At 63.5% G+C, this 22,680-nt stretch carries 20 protein-coding genes and 2 tRNA genes; 7 read left to right on the forward strand and 15 right to left on the reverse strand.

Annotation, left to right across the window (positions count from 1 at the left end; translation table 11 throughout):
• Nucleotides 1-474 precede the first annotated feature (474 nt).
• Both gltA and DKW65_RS08485 read left to right on the forward strand, forming a co-directional pair.
• Nucleotides 475-1,761: a citrate synthase gene (gene gltA / locus DKW65_RS08480; RefSeq protein WP_111656840.1), complete on the forward strand. Its 1,287-nt coding sequence runs from the start codon at nucleotides 475-477 to the stop codon at nucleotides 1,759-1,761.
• A gap of 131 nt (nucleotides 1,762-1,892) precedes the next feature.
• A complete protein-coding gene (locus DKW65_RS08485) occupies nucleotides 1,893-2,777 on the forward strand; it encodes an NAD(P)-dependent oxidoreductase (protein ID WP_111656841.1) in 885 nt (294 codons plus the stop codon).
• A 17-nt stretch (nucleotides 2,778-2,794) separates the two neighbouring features.
• Here the strand turns inward: DKW65_RS08485 and fghA are convergent, their stop codons facing one another.
• The 6 genes from fghA to gltX all read right to left on the reverse strand — a co-directional run bounded on the left by fghA (nucleotide 2,795) and on the right by gltX (nucleotide 7,823).
• Nucleotides 2,795-3,649, reverse strand: a complete 855-nt coding sequence (gene fghA / locus DKW65_RS08490; protein WP_111656842.1) for an S-formylglutathione hydrolase — start codon at nucleotides 3,647-3,649, stop codon at nucleotides 2,795-2,797.
• A gap of 17 nt (nucleotides 3,650-3,666) precedes the next feature.
• Nucleotides 3,667-4,776: an S-(hydroxymethyl)glutathione dehydrogenase/class III alcohol dehydrogenase gene (locus DKW65_RS08495; RefSeq protein WP_111656843.1), complete on the reverse strand. Its 1,110-nt coding sequence runs from the start codon at nucleotides 4,774-4,776 to the stop codon at nucleotides 3,667-3,669.
• Nucleotides 4,777-4,862: 86 nt separating this feature from the next.
• Entirely contained in the window at nucleotides 4,863-5,894 is a 1,032-nt protein-coding gene (locus tag DKW65_RS08500; protein ID WP_111656844.1) for a phosphotransferase family protein, read from the reverse strand.
• Nucleotides 5,895-6,046: 152 nt separating this feature from the next.
• Nucleotides 6,047-6,122, reverse strand: a tRNA-Glu gene (locus tag DKW65_RS08505).
• A gap of 14 nt (nucleotides 6,123-6,136) precedes the next feature.
• A tRNA-Ala gene (locus DKW65_RS08510) sits at nucleotides 6,137-6,212 on the reverse strand.
• Nucleotides 6,213-6,311: 99 nt separating this feature from the next.
• The gene (gltX, locus tag DKW65_RS08515; RefSeq protein ID WP_111656845.1) at nucleotides 6,312-7,823 is read right to left on the reverse strand and encodes a glutamate--tRNA ligase; all 1,512 of its coding nucleotides are present in this window, start codon (nucleotides 7,821-7,823) and stop codon (nucleotides 6,312-6,314) included.
• 125 nt (nucleotides 7,824-7,948) lie between these two features.
• Here gltX and DKW65_RS08520 point away from each other — a divergent pair, with 125 nt between their 5' ends.
• The 4 genes from DKW65_RS08520 (at nucleotide 7,949) to DKW65_RS08535 (ending at nucleotide 11,007) form a co-directional block, all read left to right on the forward strand.
• Nucleotides 7,949-8,494: a DUF4399 domain-containing protein gene (locus tag DKW65_RS08520; RefSeq protein ID WP_111656846.1), complete on the forward strand. Its 546-nt coding sequence runs from the start codon at nucleotides 7,949-7,951 to the stop codon at nucleotides 8,492-8,494.
• A 93-nt stretch (nucleotides 8,495-8,587) separates the two neighbouring features.
• A complete protein-coding gene (gene dusA / locus DKW65_RS08525; protein ID WP_111656847.1) occupies nucleotides 8,588-9,571 on the forward strand; it encodes a tRNA dihydrouridine(20/20a) synthase DusA in 984 nt (327 codons plus the stop codon).
• A 57-nt stretch (nucleotides 9,572-9,628) separates the two neighbouring features.
• Nucleotides 9,629-10,567, forward strand: coding sequence for a transaldolase (locus DKW65_RS08530; RefSeq protein WP_111656848.1), 939 nt, complete (start codon nucleotides 9,629-9,631; stop codon nucleotides 10,565-10,567).
• On the forward strand, nucleotides 10,564-11,007 hold the full coding sequence (locus DKW65_RS08535) for a tellurite resistance TerB family protein (RefSeq protein ID WP_111656849.1): 444 nt from the start codon (nucleotides 10,564-10,566) through the stop codon (nucleotides 11,005-11,007). Before DKW65_RS08530 ends, DKW65_RS08535 begins: the two co-directional genes overlap by 4 nt.
• Before the next feature lie 21 nt (nucleotides 11,008-11,028).
• Here DKW65_RS08535 and DKW65_RS08540 read toward each other — a convergent pair whose 3' ends face one another.
• The 8 genes from DKW65_RS08540 to DKW65_RS08575 all read right to left on the reverse strand — a co-directional run bounded on the left by DKW65_RS08540 (nucleotide 11,029) and on the right by DKW65_RS08575 (nucleotide 21,243).
• The gene (locus DKW65_RS08540; RefSeq protein ID WP_245932441.1) at nucleotides 11,029-11,805 is read right to left on the reverse strand and encodes an MlaA family lipoprotein; all 777 of its coding nucleotides are present in this window, start codon (nucleotides 11,803-11,805) and stop codon (nucleotides 11,029-11,031) included.
• Entirely contained in the window at nucleotides 11,802-12,632 is an 831-nt protein-coding gene (locus DKW65_RS08545; protein WP_245932442.1) for an HvfC family RiPP maturation protein, read from the reverse strand. The genes DKW65_RS08540 and DKW65_RS08545 overlap by 4 nt, the downstream gene beginning before the upstream one ends.
• Complete coding sequence (locus tag DKW65_RS08550; protein WP_111656850.1) at nucleotides 12,617-13,474, reverse strand: HvfB family MNIO-type RiPP peptide maturase; 858 nt, start codon at nucleotides 13,472-13,474, stop codon at nucleotides 12,617-12,619. Before DKW65_RS08550 ends, DKW65_RS08545 begins: the two co-directional genes overlap by 16 nt.
• Before the next feature lie 24 nt (nucleotides 13,475-13,498).
• Nucleotides 13,499-13,735, reverse strand: coding sequence for an HvfA family oxazolone/thioamide-modified RiPP metallophore (locus tag DKW65_RS08555; protein ID WP_111656851.1), 237 nt, complete (start codon nucleotides 13,733-13,735; stop codon nucleotides 13,499-13,501).
• Between the two features lie 245 nt (nucleotides 13,736-13,980).
• The gene (locus DKW65_RS08560) at nucleotides 13,981-14,184 is read right to left on the reverse strand and encodes a hypothetical protein (RefSeq protein WP_111656852.1); all 204 of its coding nucleotides are present in this window, start codon (nucleotides 14,182-14,184) and stop codon (nucleotides 13,981-13,983) included.
• Nucleotides 14,185-14,338: 154 nt separating this feature from the next.
• A complete protein-coding gene (locus DKW65_RS08565) occupies nucleotides 14,339-15,469 on the reverse strand; it encodes a beta-ketoacyl-ACP synthase III (protein ID WP_111656853.1) in 1,131 nt (376 codons plus the stop codon).
• A 126-nt stretch (nucleotides 15,470-15,595) separates the two neighbouring features.
• Nucleotides 15,596-19,447 carry an ATP-dependent RNA helicase HrpA gene (gene hrpA, locus DKW65_RS08570; RefSeq protein ID WP_111656854.1) on the reverse strand — a complete coding sequence of 1,284 codons (3,852 nt, stop codon included), beginning with the start codon at nucleotides 19,445-19,447 and terminating at the stop codon, nucleotides 15,596-15,598.
• Nucleotides 19,444-21,243, reverse strand: coding sequence for a M61 family metallopeptidase (locus tag DKW65_RS08575; RefSeq protein WP_111656855.1), 1,800 nt, complete (start codon nucleotides 21,241-21,243; stop codon nucleotides 19,444-19,446). Before DKW65_RS08575 ends, hrpA begins: the two co-directional genes overlap by 4 nt.
• Nucleotides 21,244-21,311: 68 nt before the next feature.
• Between DKW65_RS08575 and DKW65_RS08580 the strand changes: the two genes are divergently transcribed.
• Nucleotides 21,312-22,286 carry an alpha/beta fold hydrolase gene (locus tag DKW65_RS08580; protein WP_111656856.1) on the forward strand — a complete coding sequence of 325 codons (975 nt, stop codon included), beginning with the start codon at nucleotides 21,312-21,314 and terminating at the stop codon, nucleotides 22,284-22,286.
• Here DKW65_RS08580 and DKW65_RS08585 read toward each other — a convergent pair.
• Nucleotides 22,256-22,633 (reverse strand): hypothetical protein, encoded by a 378-nt coding sequence (locus DKW65_RS08585; protein WP_111656857.1) that lies wholly within the window; start codon nucleotides 22,631-22,633, stop codon nucleotides 22,256-22,258. The two genes, DKW65_RS08580 and DKW65_RS08585, sit on opposite strands and share 31 nt — an antisense overlap.
• Between the last annotated feature and the right edge of the window lie 47 nt (nucleotides 22,634-22,680).

Below are 22,680 nucleotides of genomic sequence, written 5' to 3' on the forward strand. Positions count from 1 at the left end.
TCGGGAACGTCTGGAACCCGGAAACCCCACTCGTGTCGTAATGGACAGCCGGGGATATCTCGAGCTCCCGCACACCGGCCGGGGAGGGTCCGGCGCGCAACGGGGCGGAAGTATATCCCTGCCCCTGCCCGAAAACAAACCACTTTATGCCGCCGGAATACGGCAACACACTGTTTTTCAAGGGCAAGCCGCCTGCTATCGCCTAAAGTATGAATTACCTGTCGCCCTGATAGGCTTATCGTATCGCCGCACTTTCCTGTCGGGCTCATCCGGCGCGCGTCGTAACACCTTGTTTACCGGGCGGTTTGTGACTCGCCGGTTCCGGTGGTGGAAAGCACGGTAAACAGCGCAACTGCGTTGACAAAGGTGTATCAAAACCTTAACGTCCGTCGCGCCTGACGTGCAGCGCCGTATCGGACCGCGCCGTACAGCATATAGTGGGCTATCCAGAACGCCCCCGCGTAGGAGATTTCCATGACCGAGAAGAAAGCCATCCTCAAGGTGGACGGCCGTGAGGATATCGAGCTGTCGGTATACTCCCCGTCTCTGGGCCAGGACGTTATCGACGTCGGCTCGCTGACCGCCAAGCAATTGTTCACCTTCGATCCGGGCTTTACGTCCACCGCATCCTGCGAGTCCAAGATCACCTATATTGATGGTGAAGCGGGCAAGCTGCTGCATCGGGGTTACTCCATCGAGGAACTGGCCGGCCAGTCCGACTACCTCGAAGTCTGCTTCCTGCTGCTGCACGGTGAACTGCCGACTGCGGCACAGAAGGACGAATTTGTCAGCACCATCAAGAACCACACCATGGTGCATGAGCAACTGCAGTTCTTCTATCGCGGTTTCCGTCGTGACGCGCACCCCATGGCCGTCATGTGCGGTGTCGTCGGCGCCCTGTCCGCCTTCTATCACGACTCCACCGACATCAAGAACCCCAAGCATCGCGAGATCACGGCCATGCGCCTGATTGCCAAGATGCCGACGATTGCCGCCATGTGCTACAAGTACGCGGTAGGCCAGCCGTTCATGTACCCGCGCAACGACCTGACCTACTCGGAAAACTTCCTGCACATGATGTTCGGCACGCCGTGCGAGGAATCGAAGATCAGCCCGACCCTGGCCAAGGCCATGGACCGCATCTTCATCCTGCACGCCGACCACGAACAGAATGCCTCCACATCGACCGTTCGCCTGGCCGGTTCTTCCGGTGCCAACCCGTTCGCCTGTATTGCTGCCGGCATCTCGGCCCTGTGGGGGCCGGCACACGGCGGCGCCAACGAAGCAGTGCTGAACATGCTGGACGAGATTGGCGACGTGTCGAACATCGACACCTACATCGCCAAGGCGAAGGACAAGAGCGATCCGTTCAAGCTGATGGGCTTTGGTCACCGGGTCTACAAGAACTACGACCCGCGCGCCAACGTGATGCGCGAATCCTGCCACGAAGTGCTCAGCGAGCTGGGCATCCAGGATCCGCAGCTGGAACTGGCCATGAAGCTGGAAGAGATCGCCCTGAGCGACCCCTACTTCAAGGAGAAGAAGCTGTTCCCGAACGTGGATTTCTACTCGGGCATCATCCTCAAGGCGATGGGCATCCCGACCTCCATGTTCACCGTGATCTTCGCCCTGTCCCGCACCGTGGGCTGGATCGCCCACTGGAACGAGATGATCTCCAACCCCTACAAGATCGGCCGCCCGCGCCAGCTCTACACCGGCGCCACGGAACGCTCTTTCGTACCGGCAGACCAGCGCAAGTAATCTGCGCCCTGCCCGGCATGACAGAAAGCCGCCTTCGGGCGGCTTTTTTGTGTTCGTCTGCCGAGGCGCTTGCGCCATGCCCGGCAAAAAACGAAGCTTGCACATCAGCCAGCAGAAATCGGGGCACCTCCATGAGTGAACGCATTGCCTTTATCGGTCTCGGTGTCATGGGTTACCCCATGGCCGGGCATCTGCAACAGGCAGGGCATACCGTCTGCGTCTATAACCGCACCGCGGCCAAAGCCGACAAGTGGGTCGCCGAACATGGCGGCCTGAGTGCCCCGACCCCTGCCGAGGCGGCGCGGGACGCCACGCTGGTGATGACCTGCGTCGGCAATGATGACGACCTGCAAAGCGTCCTGCTGGGAGACGATGGCGTGCTGGCGGGCATGGCACCCGGCGCCCTGCTGATCGACCACACCACCGCTTCGGCCAATGTGGCCCGTCTGCTGGCCAGCCGCGCCCGCGAGCGGGACTGCGACATGATTGATGCGCCGGTCTCCGGCGGCCAGCAGGGCGCTGAACAAGGCACCCTGACCATTATGTGCGGTGGCCGGGGCGACAGCTTCGAGCGCGCCCGCCCGGTACTGGAACACTATGCCCGCGCCGTCACGCTGATGGGTGAGAACGGTGCCGGACAACTGACCAAGATGGTCAATCAGATCTGCGTCGCCGGGGTCGTGCAGGGCCTGGCGGAAGGCATGGCCTTCGCCGAAAACGCCGGGCTGGACCTGCAACGGGTGATCGACGTGATTTCCCAGGGCGCCGCCAGTTCATGGCAGATGCTGAACCGCCACGGCACCATGATCCGTGATGAATATGAACATGGCTTTGCCGTGGACTGGATGCGCAAGGATCTGGATATCTGCCTGAACGAAGCCACGACCAATGGCAGCGAACTGCCGCTGACCCAGCTGGTCAATCGCTTCTATGCCGAGTTGCAGGAAATGGGCGGCGGACGCTGGGACACCTCAAGCCTGTTCAAGCGTTTGCAGGCGCGCCGGGTCCGCCACTGACCCGGCGGCCTCGCCCGTCAGGCGAACAGATGGCGGGCGTGGTAACGCAGGTGGTCTTCGATAAACGTGGCGATAAAAAAATAGCTGTGGTCATAACCCGGCTGCCGGCGTAGCGTCAGCGGGTGGTCATGCTCGGCGCACACTGCCTCCAGCCGCTCTGGCAGCAACTGCTCGACAAGAAAGTTGTCCGCCTCACCCTGATCCACCAACAACGGCTGCCGAGAGTGGCCCGCCGCCACCAGCGCGCAGGTGTCGTAGGCGCGCCATGCCGCTTCATCTTCGCCCAGGTAGCCCGCCAGCGCCTTGCGGCCCCAGGGGCAATCCACCGGATTCACGATCGGCGCAAACGCCGACACCGAGGCGTAGCGGCCCGGCTGGCGCAGGGCCAGCACCAGCGCCCCGTGACCGCCCATGGAATGCCCGCTGATCGCTTCGCGCTCGCTCACCGGACAATGCGCCCGCACCAGCGCCGGTAATTCTTCGGTGACGTAATCGTACATGCGGTAATGGCTCGACCAGGGCGCCTGCGTGGCGTTGACGTAAAACCCGGCACCCGAACCAAAATCATAGCTGTCATGCTCGCCGGGCAAGTCCAGCCCGCGCGGGCTGGTGTCCGGGCATACGATGGCGATGCCCAGCTCGGCCGCTACCCGCTGGGCGCCCGCCTTCTGCATGAAATTTTCATCGTTGCAGGTCAGGCCGGACAACCACCAGAGCACGGGCACCTTGCCCTGCTCCGCCTGCGGCGGCAGATAGATGGCAAAAATCATGTCGCAATCCAGCACCGCCGAACGGTGCTGGTAGCGCTTGAGCCAGCCACCGAAACTGCGCGTTTCGGACAACAGCACTGGCGCCTGTTTCTGCTGAGTCATGGTGCGCTCCTGCTCGCTCAGTAATGCAGTACGGTGCGGATACTCTTGCCCGCGTGCAGCAGATCAAAGGCCTCATTGATCTGGTCGAACGGCATGTCGTGGGTCACGAATTCGTCGATCTTCAACTCGCCGTTCATGTAGCGATCCACATAACCCGGCAACTCGCTGCGCCCTTTCACACCGCCGAACGCGGAGCCGCGCCAGACACGCCCGGTGACCAGCTGGAACGGGCGCGTGGAAATTTCCTGCCCCGCTCCGGCCACACCAATAATCACTGACTCGCCCCAGCCCTTGTGGCAGCACTCCAGCGCCGAACGCATCACGTTGACGTTACCAATGCATTCGAACGAGTAATCCACCCCGCCATCGGTCATGTCGACGATCACCTGCTGGATCGGATCGCTGTAATCCTTCGGATTGACGAAATCGGTGGCACCGAACTGACGCGCCAGCTCGAACTTGGCGGGATTCATATCGATGGCGATGATACGCGCCGCCTGCGCCATCTGCGCCCCCTGGATCACCGCCAGACCAATCGCGCCCAGACCGAACACCGCCACGGTCGAGCCCGCTTCCACTTTCGCGGTATTCAACACGGCGCCGATCCCGGTGGTGACACCACAGCCGAGCAGACAGATCTTGTCCAGCGGCGCCTCCGGCGACACCTTGGCCAGGGAAATTTCCGGCAGCACGGTATATTCACTGAAGGTGGAACAGCCCATGTAATGGTGTAGCGTCTTGCCTTCCAGTGAGAAGCGCGAGGTCCCGTCCGGCATCAACCCCTGCCCCTGGGTCGCCCGCACCGCCTGGCACAGATTGGTCTTGCCGGACAGGCAGAACTTGCACTGGCGGCACTCTGCCGTATACAGCGGGATCACATGATCGCCAGGCTTGAGGCTGGTCACGCCCTGCCCTACTTCCTGAACGATACCGGCGCCTTCGTGCCCCAGCACCGACGGAAAGACGCCTTCCGGGTCATCGCCAGACAGAGTATAGGCATCGGTATGACAGACGCTGGTGGCCTTGATCTGCACCAGCACTTCGCCGGCTTTCGGCCCCTGAACGTCAATCTCTGCAAGTTGAAGCGGCTTGCCCGCTTCCAGCGCAATGGCAGCACGGGATTTCATCGGCGTCTCCTGTTTCGGTCATGCTGCCTAACCTAGCAGGCGAGGCCACGCGGGGCATCAACAATCCTGTATTTTTTACCCCCCTGTTACCCCTCGCGCTGCAACACCTGATGGGCCAGCGCGGCCAGCGGCGCAAACAGGGCGGCGCGTTCACGTGCACTCGACGACGCCGCCGTGCCGCGCAATACCCGCCCCTGAATACCATGGAGAATCGCCGCAAGGCGGAAGATATTGAACGCAATATAGAACGGCCAGTGATCAATGCCACGGCGTCCCGTGCGCTGGCAATACGCCTGAATACAGGCCGTCTCGTCGGGAATGTTGAGGGCCTTGAGGTCCAGCCCGGCCAGCCCGTTCATGCCCTGGGCGGGCATGTGGTACATCATGGCGTGATAGGCAAAATCCGCCAGCGGATGACCGAGCGTCGACAGCTCCCAGTCCAGCACGGCCAGTACGCGCGGTTCGGTGGGGTGAAAGATCATGTTGTCGCAACGAAAATCACCATGGGCCACCACCGTCTCATCCCCCGGCGGAATCATCTCGGGCAGATCGCGCACCAGGGCATCCATATTCGGGTCGCGCCCGGCTTCGGGGTCACCCAGATACTGCTTTGACCAGAGCCCGATCTGCCGGGCAAAGAAGTTGCCGGGGCGGCCGTAATCCCCGAGCCCCGCCGCCTGCGGATCAATGCGGTGCAACTGCGCCAGCGTGGCGTTCATGGCGTCGAAGTAGTCGGCGCGCGCTGCCAACGGCACCTCCGGGAAGGTGGGGTCCCAGAAAATACGCCCCTCAACATGATCCATCACATAAAAGGCACTGCCGAGCACATCGGTGTCCTCGCACAGGGCGTGTACACGCGGCACCGGGAACCCCTGCCCGGCCAGTGCCTGCTGCACGCGCGCTTCGCGTTCGACGCTGTGCGCGCCCTTGAGGATCGGACCATCAGGTTTGCGGCGCAGCACATAGGTGCCGGAGCCGGCATCGATGCGCCAGGAGGGAATCGACTGCCCGCCGGGAAAGCGGGTCAGCGTTATCGGGCCCTTGAAGCCATCAATATGCTGCGCCAGCCAGGTGTTCAGCGCGGCAGCCTCGAAAGGGAGCGTTTCAGCCTGTGCCATCCTTGCCTCCGGTGATCGGGTTAACGACCCGGATCACCGTATACCAGCCTGGCGGGGGCGAACCATGACCCGGAATGACAGGCTTCCTGACCGGAAAGGCCGCTGACGACCAATAAAAAAGCCCGCTTCTTGCGAAGCGGGCTTTTTTATAATGGCGTCCCCTAGGGGATTCGAACCCCTGTTACCGCCGTGAAAGGGCGGTGTCCTAGGCCTCTAGACGAAGGGGACGGAACCCTGGAATCTGGTGGAGCCAGGCGGGATCGAACCGCCGACCTCTACAATGCCATTGTAGCGCTCTCCCAGCTGAGCTATGGCCCCAGATCGGTCAAACGGTGATGTTGGCAAGCAACGCCCCCGGTTGAGGCTGCGCATTGTAGCAGCCGCCCGGGGGCTGTCAAGCAGTTGAAACACAGGAACTTACTGATCGTCTGTTCCTTGATCAGCCTCGCCCTCGCGCAGTGCGGCCCAGGCCTTTTCCAGCTTCTTGGTCTGCTTCTTGGAGACACCGCCCAGCACCTCGATAGCGTGGCGCAGACGGGCGCGAGACAGGTCCGGGCCAATCACAGCCATGCTGTCCACCACCGAAAAGCTGGCCGGGGTCCCGGCAATGGCCACGAACACGGGGAACAGGAAATCCTTGACCTTGACCCCCTCCCCGTCCGCCAGAGCCTTGGCCTCGGCAAACAGCGCGTCCCGATCCCACTGGCGCAGGGCTTCCAGCGACCAGAGCAGATACTGCAGCCAGACTTTCATGTCTTCGACGTCGAGCTTGTCATGCTGGAAGCTGGCCGCAGTGATGGCTGGCGCATCGCCAAAGCAGAAGCCCGCCTTGTCGACCACCTGGCTCAGGGTCTCGACGCGGGTCTTGATATGCGGGATCACCTTGAGGGCATGGTCGCGGTTGAACAGCCATTGCTGCAGGGTGTCGAGGAAAGCCTCGTCGTCCAGTTCACGCAGCCAGAGGCCGTTGAGCCAGGACAGCTTTTCCAGATCGAATACCGGACCGCCCAGGGACACGCGCTGGATATCGAACTGGGCCTGCATCTCGGCCAGAGAGAATTTCTCGCGCTCGTCCGGCATCGACCAGCCCATGCGGCCCAGATAATTGACCAGCGCCCGGGGCAGGAAGCCCTTGTCGCGATAAAAATTGATGCTGGTGGGGTTCTTGCGCTTGGACAGTTTCGATTTGTCCGGATTACGCAGCAAGGGCATGTGGCACAGCACCGGCATGTCCCAACCGAAGTATTCGTACAGCAGCTTGTGTTTTGGTGCCGAGTTGAGCCACTCCTCGCCGCGGATCACATGGGTGATCTGCATCAGGTGGTCGTCCACCACGTTGGCCAGGTGGTAGGTGGGCATGCCGTCAGACTTGAGCAGGATCTGGGCGTCGGTCAGTGACCAGTCGAGCTCCACCGGGCCGCGCAGCAGGTCGTCCACGACGCAGCGGCCGGTTTCCGGCACACGCATGCGCACCACGCTGGGCGCGCCCGCCGCTTCACGGCGCGCGACCTCGTCGGCGGGCAATTCCAGGTCAGCGGGCTTCAGGGCGCGTTGTTCGCCCTTTTCCTTCAATGCTTCGCGCAGGGCCTCCAGTTCTTCCGGGGTGCGGTAACAACGGAAAGCATGCCCCGCAGCCAGCAGCTGCTCGGCATGCTGCCGATAAATGTCGCCGCGCTCGCTCTGCCGGTAAGGGCCGTGGGGGCCGCCCACGTCCGGGCCTTCGTCCCAGTCCAGGCCGAGCCAGCGCAGGGAATCCAGGATCGCCTGCTCCGAGGCCGCCGTGGAGCGCTGCTGGTCGGTATCTTCGATACGCAGCAGGAACTGGCCACCGTGGGCGCGGGCAAAGCAGAGATTGAACAGCGCAATGTAGGCGGTGCCGACATGGGGGTCGCCAGTGGGCGACGGCGCAACGCGGGTACGGACGGTCATGGTCACTCCGACAATTCAGACTGGCGCGGATTATACCTGCGTTGGCAGCCAGTATCGCCCCCGCTTCACGTCAAGGATGGTCATGATAAGCTGTCAACGATATTCACTCAGAACGAGGGAGCACAATGAACACGACTCATCGCATCACCTTGCTTGCCAGTCTGATCGCCGGGGCACTGCTGACCAGTGCCTGTTCCGACCGCGATCCCCCGGCACCGGAAGCCACCGCTCCGGGCGAAACCGCCGAGCATGCCGCAGACACCCACGCGCATCACACCATGGAAGACACTCGCGGCGAGGGCATTGGCCTGCCACGCAGCCCGGCCCCTGAGGACGCACGGCTCTACTTCGTCTCGCCGCAGGACGGCGATACCGTCAGCAGCCCGGTGAAAGTGGAGTTCGGCCTGGAAGGCATGGCCGTGGTGCCCGCTGGCGAGGAGCGAGACCACGCAGGTCATCACCATATCCTGATCAATGTGGAGGAGCTGCCGGCGATGGATTACCCGTTGCCCGCCACCGAGCAGATCGTGCATTTTGGCGGCGGCCAGACCGAGGCCGAGCTGGACCTGCCGCCGGGCACGCACACCCTGCAACTGCTGCTGGGCGATCACCTGCATATTCCCCATGAACCGCCGGTGCTGTCCGAACAAATCACCATTACCGTCGAGTAATGCCCTCGCCCGCCGGGTGTCCTGCCCGGCGGGCAGATTGATCTGCTTCATGTCATAATGCGCGCCCCGCAGCCATCTCGCGATCATCCTGCCATGTCCGGTCACCCTGCCCCGCTGAATCGCCGCCTGTCCGTTGCGCCGATGATGGACTGGACCACGCGCGACTTCCGTTACCTGTGTCGCCTGATTACCCGGCAGACACTGCTGTACACGGAGATGGTCACTGCGCCCGCCATCCTGTTTGGCCCCCGTGACCAACTGCTCGGGTTCGATGCACTGGAGCACCCGCTGGCGGTACAGCTCGGCGGCAGTGACCCGGTACAGTTGGCCGAAGCCGCGCGGATTTGTGAAGGCTATGGTTACGACGAGATCAACCTGAATGTGGGCTGCCCGTCCGATCGGGTGCAGTCCGGCCGCTTCGGTGCCTGCCTGATGGCCGACCCGGATCTGGTGGCCGAATGTGTGGCCGCCATGGCCGATGCCGTCTCACTGCCGGTGACGGTGAAAAGCCGGATCGGCATTGATGACCGGGACGACTATGCATTCCTGCATACCTTTGTGGACCGGGTGCGCGGCGCGGGCTGCCGCAGCTTCACCATCCATGCCCGCAAGGCCATCCTCAGCGGGCTGAGCCCGAAGGAAAACCGCGACATACCGCCACTGGTTTACGAGCGTGCCTATGCAGTGCGGCGTGATTTCCCCGACTGCGAAATCATCATCAATGGCGGCATCCGCTCACTGGAGGAGATCCGCGAGCATCTGGACCAGGTGGACGGCGTCATGATCGGCCGTGAGGCCTATCATAATCCCTGGTTCCTGCATGAGGCCGACCCGCTGCTGTTCGGCAGCCCGGCGCCCAGTGCCGACCGGCATGCGGTCGCAGAAGCCTTCCTGCCCTATGTCGAGCGCCGCTTTGCCGAAGGGGTGCACCCCAAGCATGTCTTGCGGCATATCCTCAACCTGTTCCAGGCCGTACCCGGCGCCCGCGCCTTCCGCCGTCATCTGAGCATGAATGCCCACAAGCCGGAGGCCACCCCTGAGGTACTGCGTGAGGCCTTGCGGCTTGTGCCGCGTTAACGCAGGCTTGTCATCTGTTATGGATACTCTTACCCGGACTGGCAAGGCAGCACGATCATGAACAGCAAGCGCGTACAACTGGCCCAATGGAGCACCCTGGTTGCCGACACCGGCGACATGGAGGCGATTCGCACCCTGACCCCGGAGGATGCCACCACCAATCCGTCCCTGCTCCTGGCCGTGGCGCAGGCGGGGCGTCACGCCTCCCTGCTGGACGATGCTGCGCATCTGGCTCGCCAGCTGGGCCGCGACGACAGCATGGCGCTGCGCTGCGACGCCTTCGCCACCCTCACGGGCCAGGTCATTCTGGAGACCATCCCCGGGCTGGTGTCCACCGAGGTGGACGCGCGGCTGTCTTTTGACACCATGGCCACCGTCGAGCGGGCCCGGGGGCTGATCGCCCTGTACCGGGAGCTGGGGGTGGATACCGACCGTATCCTGATCAAGATCGCCGCGACCTGGGAAGGCATCCGCGCCGCAGCGGTGCTGGAACAGGAAGGCATTCGCTGCAATCTGACGCTGGTGTTCTGTCTCGCCCAGGCGCTGGCGGCGGCGCAACATTGCGCCACGCTGATCTCACCGTTCGTGGGCCGCATCTACGACTGGCACGTCAAGCGTGGGCTGGAGGTCAGCGGCCCGGAGAATGACCCCGGTGTGCAGTCGGTACGGCAGATTTTCCACACACTGAAGTCCCAGGGGCTGGACACCATTGTCATGGGCGCCAGCTTCCGTAATGTCAGCCAGGTGGAAGCGCTGGCCGGTTGCGATCGGCTGACCATCAGCCCGGCGCTGCTGGAAGCGCTGGACGCCGACCAGGGCGCCCTGGCGCGCCAGCTCGACGCCGGCGACGTGCCGCTGGGCGAGGCCGCGCCCCCACTGGAGGAGGCCGCGTTTCGCTGGGCGATCAACGATGACCCCATGGCCAGCGAACTGCTCAGCGACGGCATCCGCCGCTTTGCCCGGGATCAGGAAGCCCTGGAGCGTCTGCTGGCATGAAGCGCCTGTTCAGCCAGTTGATGGGGCGCGCGGCCGCGCCGGAAGCCGATGCCGACGATCTGCATCTGGCGGCCGCCGCGCTGCTTTATGAAGTGGCCCGCGCCGACGGCCAGATCGATCCGCGCGAACGCGACACCCTGCTCACGAAGCTGGCCGCGCGCTGGGATTTGCCGAGGGATCAGGTGGTGGAAAAGTTCGACGCGGCTGAAGAAGCGGCCGAACAGGCGACGGATTACTTCCAGTTCACCCGGCCCCTGCGCGAGCACTGGTCAGCGGATGAGCGTCGCGCGCTGATTCATGACATGTGGAGCGTGGCCCATGCGGACGGCAAGACCCATCCGCAGGAAGAATACGTGATTCGCAAGGTGGCTGATCTGTTGTACGTGGCGCACAGCGATTTTATCCGTGCTCGCCATGCCACACAGCCAGACAACGACTGACGGCGCTATCCGGCCCGTCCATTACCAGTCGTCGTCATCCCAGTCGTCCATATCCGCACCGAACTCGAAGTCGTCATCCGCGGTGCGCTGGCCTGCGGCGGTGCGCCGGCTTTGCAGGTAATAGTCGCGCAGGAAGGCGTAGCGGTCGCCACTGATGGCGTCTTCGAAGTCCAGAATGCGGGCACGCACATCCAGGGCAAACACCCCGGAATACACCCAGGCGGTGGGCCGGTGCCTGATCTGGCGCTGCAGGCCGATATAGTAATCCGGGTACATGGCTGGCGCGTCACGCAGGGTGGACGGCCCCAGCCCCGGCAGCATCAGATAAGGACCCTCGGGCACGCCCCAGCGCGCCAGGGTAATACCGAAATCGCTGTCGCGTTTGGCCAGTTCGATACTGCTGGCCACATCAAAGAACCCGGCAACCCCCAACGTGCTGTTGATGCTGAAACGGCCCAGATTGTTACCGGCATCGCCCCAGCGCCATTGCAGGATATTGTTCACGCCGCTGCGGAAATCGCGCACGTTCTCGAAAAAATTGCCGACCGGGCGACGAATGAAACCGGGGACAACACGGCGGTAGCCCTGGGCGGCGGGTTTCGCCGCATACTTGTCCACCGTCTCGTTGAACGAGAAGATGCGACGGTTCATGGCCTCCCACGGGTCATTCGGATGGGTCAGCCCTTCATAGGTCTCGCCGCGCTCGGCGGCATGCAGAGCGTCGTCGAAGTCTGCCTGGGCAGACAGCGCCAGACAGCACAGCACGGTGCCTGTCAGGAATGCCACTGTTCGACTCACAACCCCTCCTTCGATGACGTCGATGCCGGCCGCGGAGTATAGCAGATACCCGCGATCACCCCGCGCGCCTGAAGATCCGCCAGCAGATCGGCACCAAACGCCAGCACGCTGTCGGGGGAAGGGTGTTGCATCGCCGCAGCCAGACCGTGCAGCAACGCCTGCCCGGTCTGTGTCCCGTTGCCCTGCATCTGCTGCACCAGTGCCGCCGTCAGCGCATTGAGCTCCATGAAGCGCACCTGCTCTTCCCGGTCGCGATAGACCAGCAGCCAGACCGGTGCCGCCAGCGGCTCGGTCGGCTGGAAGGTCGCGCACAACCGATGCACAGGCCAGTCATACGCCAGTACGGCACACCAGGGCGACAGCACCGGAATGTGCTGCATCAGATCGCCGTCCGGGCTGTCCACCTCCGGCGCCGGGGTGTCGTCGGTATCCAGCACCAGCTCCATCCATTCGTAATGCGCCAGAGCACCCAGCCAGGGAGGGTCATCGGCGTCGGTGCCGCTGTCGGCCAGAAACGTCAGGAAGGCTTCCGGGATATCCCGAAAATACGGGGAGTGGCTGCGGTGCAGGCGCAGGAAGTCGCGCACCAGCGTTTGCCATCGCGCGGCGGGCAGCAGGCTGGTCAGCACCGGAAAGGTGCCGCTCAGGAATTGCGACACATTATTGAAAACCAGGGAGCGGTAGATCTCGACGCGGCGCGCCTCCAGTCCCGGCGGGACGGGATGCGCCGCAGGATCGCGCAAATGCGCGGCAAAGGCCCGTTGCACGGCCTGGAATGGCGGACCACTCCTGTCGCCACTCATGTCGCCACTCATGTCGCCACCCATGCTGCACCCCTGCCCTGCGCCTGGCGCCGCCGGATCTGCTCCACTTCTTCCAGCAGCACCGGCACCTCGGGGAAGTTGAAATCCCGCTCCAGCAAGGTGGGCAGCACACCAAAGCAATCATAGGCATGTTCCAGCAAGGCCCAGACCGGATCGATGACCGGGCTGCCGTGGGTATCCACCTTGAGGTCTTCCGCTTCGTCATAGTGCCCGGCCACATGGACATACATGATGCGCTCGCCGGGCAGCCCGGCGATGAACGCCGCCGGGTCGTAGCCGTGATTGATGCTGTTGACGTAGGCATTGTTGACGTCCAGCAACAGGCCGCAGTCCGCCTCGTCCAGCACGGCACGCACAAACTCCAGTTCGGTCATGGCCTGCCCCGGCAGGACCCCGGGCGGCGTGTAGTAGCTGACATGTTCGATCCCGATACGCTGTTCCAGGGTGTCTTGCACCTGGCGAATGCGCGCTGCCACGTAATGCACCGCTTCTTCGGTGAACGGGATCGGCATCAGGTCATAAAGGTGGGCATCGTCGCTGCAATAGCTCAGATGTTCGGTATAGCACCGCACCTGATAACGCTGCAGGAAGGCGCGAATGTCGGCCAGCAGCGTGGTGTCCAGCGGCGCGGGGGCGCCCAGGGACAGCGACAGTCCATGGGTTACCAGGGGATAGTCCCGGGCAAACGCTTCGAAACGTGATTGCCAGCGGCCGCCCAGACGAATCCAGTTCTCCGGCGCCACTTCCATGAAGTCAACGCGGGAGGCCACCTGGTCGGCGTGCGCGCGCAGGCCGGTCATGAGGCCGCGGCGCAGCCCCAGACCGGCACCGGATACCGGCTGCATCAGTGCGCGCAGCGGGTCATCAGATCAGGCTGAACCACACTTGCCCTCGCCGCACTTGCCTTCACCACATTTACCTTCCCCGCACTTGCCTTCACCGCACTTGCCCTCGGCATCCTTGTCGTGATGCCCGGCAAGCTGGTAGCCCGCATCAAGGTCGGTGGCCGAGAACGGGTTCTCTGCCGCCTGGGCCGGCAGGGACATGCCGCCTGCCATGAGGGCCGCACCAAAGGCAGCAGCCAGGGTCTGGGTCTTCTTGGACATGGTGTTCTCCTTGGTTATGGTGCCATTCTTGGTTGTAGTGCCATCAGAAACGCAGGCAACCTGGCCTGCCATCCCGGTAAACATACCGCACTCCGCCCCCGGGGATGTGAAGACCAGATCGCGAAATACTGTTTTTCCCATAAAGAAACGGAGCCGGCAAATGCCAGGCTCCGTTTCCTTTGTGCGTCCCTGCACGAGTCAGCGATTCAGGCCAGCCCCGAAGGGCTGACCGTCACGCATTGGACTTACCAGCCAGGCTGCTGGGTATCGTCCTGCTCGTCTTCGTCTTCCTCGTCAGCGCCGTCCCAGCCCTGGGCGTCATAGCTGATCATGCTCTGATCGGGGCCCTGGTCTGCCGGTGCGGCGTGAGCCATCGGTGCAAAGGCTGATGCAGCCAGAAATGCAATAGCGGCGATAGCGGCGAACGGGTTGAACTTCTTGATATCCATAATGCTACTCCTCAAATCACTTTGTGGGTTGCATAGTTTTCGTCACCCCGAACGCGCTGATGTTCCTCCTGCGTTGCTCGCCACCTCGTCCTTTTACACCGTTTAATATTCAGACCTGACCAGTTCACAATTACCCGGGATTCAGCACGAATCCTCAGCGTTTCTGCACCACCACACTGCCGATCGAGTAACCCGCACCGAAGGAACAGATGACGCCACGGTCCCCGGACTGCATGTCCTGATTGTGCTTGTGAAACGCAATGATGGACCCGGCGGAACTGGTATTGGCGTATTCATCCAGAATCACCGGCGCATCCTCGCGCGTTGCCGGGCGGCCCAGCACGCGACGGGCGATAAATTCATTCATGCCCAGATTGGCCTGGTGCAGCCACATGCGGCGCAGGTCTTCTGCCGTCATGCCCAGATCGGCGATGTGCCCGCTGATCTGCTCCGCCACCATCGGGCAGACATCCTTGAACACCTTGCGGCCTTCCTGACGAAACAGTTTGTCACGTGCACCCACGCCGGATTCGTCAGCCCGGTTGAGAAACCCGAAGTTGTTGCGAATGTTGTTGGAGAATTTTGTTTGCAGGCGCGTGCCCAGCACTTCCCACTGATTGTCAGAGGTCGCGGCGTCTTTCGCTTCCAGTACCAGCGCAGTGGCCACGTCACCGAAGATGAAATGGCAATCACGATCTTCCCAGGCCAGATGCGCAGAGCAGATTTCCGGGTTCACCACCACCACACAGCGAGCGCTGCCGGTGCGAATGGCATCCACCGCCGCCTGCAAGCCGAAGGTGGCGGCGGAACAGGCCACGTTCATGTCATAGCCCCAGCCACGCTCCATGCCCAGATAGTGCTGGATCTCGATGGCCATGGCCGGGTAGGCACGCTGCATGTTGGAACAGGCCACCAGCACGGCATCCACATCGGCCGGGGTCCGGCCGGCATTGTCCAGCGCCTGGCGGATGGCCTTGACGCCCATCTCGGCCTGCACGGACATCTCGTCATCGCTGCGCTCGGCAATACGCGGCGCCATACGTTCCGGGTCCAGCACGCCATCCTTGTTCAGGACATAGCGCTGGCGGATACCCGAGGCTTTCTCGATGAATTCGGCGCTGGAGGGCTGCAGGGGCTCCACACGCCCGGCCTCGATGTCGGCGGCATGCCGTGCATTGTAGAGTTCGACGTACCGGTTGAAGGACACCACCAGTTCTTCGTTGGTGATGGTCTCCTGCGGGGTCCAGAGACCGGTCCCGCTGATTACTACTGCCTGCTGTGTCACTGCGCTGTCCTCGCATCAGAAACGCCGACGCCTTGGTGCGCCGGCAAGCTGTTCGTGATTTAGTTGTGGATTATCGCGGTTAAGGCGGCGATAGGCAAAGACCTCATTCACGCGGCGCTGATCGTTTCAGCACGTCTCCCACTGCTGGCGCAGGCGCTTGGCCGATACCGGCATGCGGGTCCCCAGTTGCTGTGCAAACAGGCTGACACGGTACTCCTCCAGCATCCAGCGGTACTGCTGCAAGGGCTCCGGCCACTGCCAGGCCGGGCGCGCCCCGGCCCGCGTCGCCAGTTGTGCCATCAGGGCCTCCAGTTCGGCCACCTGAGCCCGGTCCTTGCCAATCTGCCCGCCAAGGCGATCCAGCCGATGTATCAGCGCCTTCACGTAGCGGGGATACTCCGCCAGCCAGGTCTCCGGCACCTCCAGCAGGAAGCCGGGATAGAACAGCCCCGACAACTGCGTCTTGATATCCCGATGGGCATGCGCCCAGGCCAGCGGGAACTGCTTGTCCAGCTTCACAGCAATGCTGCGGTAGTCTGCCAGCAACGCGCCCCAGTCACGCAGCCGGCGTTCCGAGGCCGCCACGAAGTCACCTCGCCCCGCCGCCAGACAGGCCTGGAAGGCGGCCTCGTCGCGCACAGCCGCAAGGCCCGGAAAGTGGTCGCGGGCGCAGCGCAGCAGCGCTTCTTCAAGCACGCCACGCCCCAGCGCGGACTTCTCCGCCGCCATCTTCTGGAAGCCTGGCTGCTGCCCGGCGCTCCGGCGCAGCATGCGGACCTGCTCGCCCAGACGCAGCAAGGCCAGGCGAGCCACACCCCAGGGATGGTGCCAGGCGGCCTCCTCTTCGCTCTGGAACAGGCTGGCAGCCACCGTTTTGCCCTGATCCTGCAGCCCCGGCCAGACGCGCAGCGTTACGCCACCTCGCGCCCGCTCCTCCAGCGGTGCCAGCGTGCCGAAGACCCAGTCCGTGCCGGTCACGGTCTCACCGCCCTGCTCCGCCGCCACGGCGGCCACGGCACGCTCGGAGAAGCGCGCCTGCAGGGCGGCCAGATCACGGCTCTCGGCCAGGGTCGCCCTGCCATCCAGAACGCGGATATTGAAGTGCAGATGCGCGGGGATCTGCTCGGGCTGCCAGGCCTCCAGCTCCACCCGCGTGCCACTCATGCGGGTCAGTTCACGAATCACGGCGGGCAACAGCGGCGTCTCGCCCGGGGTCAGGACCTCCAGCAGGGCCCGCACATAATCCGGTACCGGCACGAAATGCCGGCGCAGGGCCTTGGGCAGGGCACGGATCAAGGCTTCCAGCTTTTCGGCCAGCAGGCCCGGCACCAGCCACTCCAGTCGCTCGGCGGGCACCTGATTGAGCACCTCCACGGGCACCTGCAAGGTCACCCCGTCACGGCTTCCGGTGGGATCGAAACTGTATTCCAGCGGCAGCTGCAGATCACCACAATCCAGGGTGTCCGGAAAGGCCGCCTCGACCATATCGGGATCACGCACCAGCAGGTCCGCCTCGGTCATCAGCAGCGCCTGTTGCTGCTCCGGTGTGGCCTTGCGCTGATACCAGCTTTCCACATGGGTCAAGGTGTACAGGTCTTGCGGCAGGCGCGCATCATAGAAGGCAAAGCGCACCTCTTCATCGGCGATCAGATCACGCCGACGCAGCTTGTGTTCGTAGGCTTCCAGTTCGGCCAGCCGCTCGCGATTGGCGCGGACAAATGCCGGTTCGCGGCTGAGCTGCCCGGCCACCAGCCCTTCGCGAATCAACAGCTCACGGGCCAGCAGCGGATCATGGGGGCCGTAATGCACGCGTCGCCCGGCCACCAGCAACAGTCCGAACAGGGTCACCTGCTCCTTGGCCTGCACGGCGCCACGCTTCTTTGACCAGTAAGGTTCGACGTATCGACGCTTGACCAGATGAGCGCCTTCTTCCTCGATCCATTCGGGCTGCACCTGAGCCACACAGCGGGCGAACAGCCGACTGGTGTCCACCAGCTCAGCCGCCATCAGCCAGGGCGATTTCGTCCGGGACAGCGCCGAACCCGGCCATATCTGCGGCTTGCGATTGCGCGTCGACAGCCAGTCGCCTTCATCGGTGCGGCGGATGACATTGCCCAGCAGACCGGCCAGCAGGGCACGGTGCAGCGCCTCATACGTGGCGGGCGCCGTGTTGCGCTGCCAGCTCATCTCCCGGCACAACAACAGCAACTGGCGATGGGTGTCGCGCCATTCGCGCATGCGTGTCGGCGACAGGAAGGTTTTTTTCAGCAGTTTTTCATACTGATTACGCGACAGCGTCTCCCGCTGTGCTTCGGCCCAGCGCCACAGGTTCAGGAAAAATACGAAATCGGATTGCTTGTCGAGGAACGACTGGTGGGCCTGATCTGCCTGCTGCTGTTGATCGTGCGGACGCTCACGCGGGTCCTGAACAGCCAGGGCAGAAACAATGATCAGGGCTTCTTCCAGCGCATCCAGCGATACGGCCCGCAACAGCATGCGCGCCAGACGCGGGTCCAGCGGAAAGCGTGCCAGTTGGCGGCCCGTCTCCGTCAAGGTGCGTCCCTTGATGGCACCCAGTTCTTCCAGCAGCCGGTAGCCGTCGCGCACCAGGCGACCATCCGGGGGATCAATAAACGGAAAATCTTCCAGCTCACCCAAACGCAGATCCGCCATCTGCAGGATCACAGCGGCCAGATTGGTGCGGCGAATTTCCGGATCAGTAAACGCCGGGCGGCTCAGGTAATCCTCTTCGCTGTACAGGCGATAACAGATACCGGGCATGATGCGCCCGCTGCGCCCCTTGCGCTGATCGGCACTGGCCTGCGACACCGGCTCTATCGGCAGGCGCTGCACTTTCGAGTGCACGCTGTAACGGCTGATCCGTGCCGTGCCCGCATCAATCACGTAGCGAATGCCCGGCACGGTCAGCGAGGTTTCCGCCACATTGGTCGCCAGCACCACCCGGCGCCCCCGATGTGGTGCAAACACACGGTGTTGCTCCTGCTGGCTCAGGCGGGCATACAGGGGCAGGAATTCGGTGTCACGAAACTGGCACCGGCGCAGGTGGTGATGCAGCTCGCGAATGTCCCGCTCGCCGCTGAGAAACACCAGCACGTCGCGGGCGGCGGGCAACTGGCCTCGCTCTTCCTCCTCGATCTCCCGCAGCACGGCCTCAACATCGCGGCGCAGGTCCCGCTCGCCTTCTTCGCCGCTGTCACGATAGCGCACCTCCACCGGAAAAGTGCGGCCGGATACTTCGATCACCGGCGCCCCGCGGAAGTGATTGGCGAAGCGCTCATGGTCGATGGTGGCCGAGGTAATGATGACTTTCAGATCGGGGCGTTTCGGCAACAGCTGGCGCAGGTAGCCAAGCAGAAAATCAATATTCAGGCTGCGCTCATGGGCTTCGTCGATGATCAGCGTGTCGTACTGGTCCAGATACCGATCCTGCTGCATTTCGGACAACAGCATGCCGTCGGTCATCACCTTGATCAGCGACTGCTCACCAAGCTGCTCCTGAAAACGCACCTTGAAACCAACAGTGCCGCCGAGGTTGCTGTCCAGTTCTTCCGCCAGACGTGCCGCCACCGCCCGAGCGGCCAGACGGCGCGGCTGGGTGTGGCCGATATAACCGCGTCGGCCGCGCCCGAGTTTCAGGCACAGCTTGGGGAGCTGGGTGGTCTTGCCGGAACCGGTCTCACCGGCCACCACCACCACCTGATGTGCCGTGATGGCGGCCTCCAGTTCGTCCAGGGCCGCCACCACTGGCAGGTCCGGCCAGCGCAGCGGCACCGGCACGGTCTCGCGCTGCGCCCGGCGGGCAGCGGAAGCGGCCAGCTCGGTCTGCAGGCGCTCGGCGCGGCGGGCATCGTAGCGCTTTTCCAGTTGCCGCACGGCGCGTCTCAGACGCCCCTGGTCAGCACCGAAACAATCGTCGAGCGCGGCACGCAACGCGCGGGGGGCGAGCGTATCGGTCACAGGGCGCGGGGATAACGCAGCCAGTGGCGCGCGGCCTCGTTCAGCTCGTTATCCTGAAGTGTCAGCACCGCCGTATTGGCCTCGCCCGGTGTCAGGGCCACGTCGAACTGCATCAGCTCATCGCGGCGGAACGCGTGCACGCGAATCCGTTCGCCCGGTTGATAGACCGCCAGTTGCTCATCGAAGCGACGGGCATCGGTTTTCAGGCCGTTCAACGCCACAATCACATCCCCTGCGGACAGGCCCGCCGCCATGGCAGGCCCTTGATCGTGGGCCATCTGTATACGCGCCCCGAGGGGGTCTTCGGCCAGTCGCACGCCGAGCCACGCTGGCGTTGTCGTGGCCGCCTTGCCGCCGGCGTCGGCATGCCCTGCAGGAGGGCGCCAGTGCAGCTGCACGCCGCGTGTTGCCAGCAGATCTTCCAGCGGCAACGGAGCCGTGCTGTACAGCGCGAGATCAAAAAAGTCGGCCATGGACTGCCCGGCCAGTTCTTCCGCAATGGCCTGGATGGCCCGCTCGGGTACGCCCTTGTCCTGTTTGCCGTAGCGTTGCCAGAGCAGCCGCATCAGGTCATCCAGGCTCTTTTCCTCGCCAGTGATATCACGCAGCGTCAGATCCAGTGCCAGGGCAACCAGTGCGCCCTTGGCGTAATAGCTGACAATCGCGTTGGGCGCGTTCTCGTCCTGTTTGTAGAAACGCGTCCAGGCATCAAAGCTCGATTCGGTCACCGTCTGCCGTTGCGCGCCGCTGCCACGCTGCACACGGGTCAGCGTCTGCGCCACCAGTTCGAGGTACGCCTGCGGGGTAATCAGCCCGGTGCGCACCAGGGCCAGATCATCGTAGTAGCTGGTGATGCCCTCGAAGGCCCAGAGCAGTTCGGTATGCACTTCCTGGCGCAGGTCAAACGGCGTAAAGGCTTCCGGTTTGATGCGTTTGATGTTCCAGGTGTGGAAATACTCGTGGCTGCACAGGCCGAGATAGGTGCGATAACCGTCACGCAAACTGTCCGGGGCGTCGGTGCGCCGCGGCAGATCATTGCGGGCACACATCAGACTGGTGGAATTGCGGTGTTCCAGGCCGCCGTATCCGTCCCCGGTGACCAGTGTCATGAACACATAATGATCCATCGGCGCCGGTTCACCGAACAGGCGGATGTGCTCTTCACAGATCGGCACCAGATCCCGACACAGGCGCGCCAGATCGGTGAAGTGACGGCCACTGATGACCACTTCGTGGGGCACACCGCATGCCTCGAAAACGGCGTGCTCAAAACGCCCCATCTCCACCGGGTAATCAATCAGCGCATCGTAGTTGTCGGCACGAAAGCGCCCGAAAGTCAGTGCTGCGCCGCTGACCCGCGGCATGCCGGTGGCCAGGCGCCAGCCGCTGCACTGCGGGTGCGCCGGGGCCTCGATCTCGACCTCACAGGGCTGGTCTTCGTGTCCCATGGCGGCGAGGAACACACAGCTGCCATTGAAATAACCGTGCGTGGTATCCAGATGCGCGCCGCGCACCGACAGGTCCCAGGCGTACACTTCTATACGCACCGTCACCGGCCCTTCGACCGGCGCCAGCTGCCAGGTCTGTTTGTCCAGCTTGACCCAGTCCACGCTCTGGCCGGCGGCCCGGGCCTCGAACGACACGATATGCCGGGCGAAGTCACGGATCATGTAGCTGCCGGGGATCCAGGCAGGCAAGGTGAACGCCTGCCCTTCCGGGGTCGGTTCGGACACCGTGACCTCGACGGCAAACAGGTGGGCTTCGGGGCGATGCGGCTGGATGCGATAGTGAATCACACGGACTCCGGTTTACTGCGCAGGATGCCCATAGTATACAGGTCAGCGACACGATTTAAGGAGCCAGCATGGCCAGTGTACTCCCGGATACTCACGTCTCGTCAGGCACCGTCGATAGCGGTGACGGACACGCCATCGCCACACGCCTGTGGGTGGCCGACAACGCCCATGGCGTCGTGCACTGGCTGCATGGCATGGCGGAGCATGGCGCCCGTTATGCCGTGCTGGCGCAGACGCTCAACGCGGCTGGCTGGCACCTGTGCGTGCACGATCACCGGGGGCATGGCGACAGCCAGTCGGCCGAATGCCCGCAGGGTCACTTTGCCGACGAGCATGGCTGGCAACGGGTTATCCGCGACGTGAGCCAGGTGCAACACTGGCTGCGCGAACGCTATCCCGATCTGCCCCACGTTCTGGGCGGCCATTCCATGGGCAGTTTTATCGCCCTGGCCTGGGCGCAACACCATGCTGACGACGCCAGGACACCACTGGCAGGGCTTGTGCTGTGCGGCAGCGATTACCATCCCGGCTGGTTCTACCATCTTGCGCGCCTGCCGATCCTGCTGGAGCGTCGTCGGCATGGCCCGCGCGGCACCAGCCCGCTGATCCGCAGCATGACCTTCGACGCCTGGGCAAAGACCCTGAAGACACGGCACACCGACTTCGACTGGCTGAGCCGCGACAACGACGAGGTGCGGGCCTACATCGATGACCCGGCCTGCGGTTTCGATTGCACCACTCAGCTATGGAGCGACCTGCTGGCTGGCCTGAGCCGCACCCATGCCCGCGCCTCGCTACAGCGCCTGCCTGCCGATCTGCCGGTATTGCTGATGGCCGGTGACCAGGACCCCATGAGCCGCCAGGGCAAGGGAATGAAAGGCCTGCACCGGGCGTTACAACGCCGCGGTCTGCGCGACCTTGTCTTCAACGAATATGCCGGTGGCCGCCATGAAATCCTCAACGACTACTGCCGCGCCGAGGTGATGGCCGGGCTGCAGACCTGGCTGGAAGCTCACCGGCCGTCGTCAGCATCGCCCGCCTGAGCACCACGGACGCGGGGATGCCTCTGTTCGGCCTCTTCCCGGAACAGTGCCAGCCAGTGCCCGGCATGTGAGCGCGCAAGACGCGCCAGCACCCGGGCACGCTGCGTAGCAGCATCGGGGGCGCCACACTGATCCAGTGCCTCGACAATGGCCCCGTTCACCGCTTCCAGATATTCCAGCTGCTCGATGGACAAGGTCAGCGCGTCATAAAGCGCCACCGTCGAGCGGACCTCGCGAATCGGTGCGGGGCCGCCCAGCGGATACACTGCCCCCATGGACGGGCTGATCGGGGTCACTGTCGCGCCTGCGCTGACAAACGGGTGGGTAACGCATTGATTATCGGTCATCTCCGGCTCCTTCCACACAACAACACCGGCATCATGGCACGACCCTC

The sequence above is a fragment of the Isoalcanivorax indicus genome (genome assembly GCF_003259185.1).
GTDB classification, from domain to species: Bacteria; Pseudomonadota; Gammaproteobacteria; order Pseudomonadales; family Alcanivoracaceae; genus Isoalcanivorax; species Isoalcanivorax indicus.